The 281-nt window shown below is 59.4% G+C and carries 1 protein-coding gene; it reads right to left on the bottom strand.

The annotated features are described in order from the left end of the window. Positions 1–249 (bottom strand): hypothetical protein (locus AC0IYH_RS31115; protein WP_471838050.1); only part of this gene is annotated, 249 nt, incomplete at its 3' end. Positions 250–281: the final 32 nt, after the last annotated feature.

Below are 281 nucleotides of genomic sequence, written 5' to 3'. Positions count from 1 at the left end.
GCCCAATATATTGAGCAGCGAGCTGGCTAGAGGAACACCCGTGCTGTCGATATTGATGTGCACGCGAGTCTGTGCGTTGAATGCTGTCGTTCCTTGAGGGCCGATACCGATGGCCGGGGGTTCTACTACGCCAAGCTCCACCTTCACCAGCCCGAGAAGATTCAGTTGATCCACCAGCAAACCGCGCCCCTGAACGGCAGTCATCAGGCCTGTGGATAACACGTCACCAAGCGCGAGTTTGGCATCCAATGCTGACCCGACGGCCCGGCCCGGCCCGGTGA

The organism is Pseudomonas sp. AC463, from assembly GCF_979253585.1.
The sequence above is the reverse complement of the archived record's forward strand: the minus strand, read 5'-3'. Positions and strand labels throughout refer to the sequence as shown.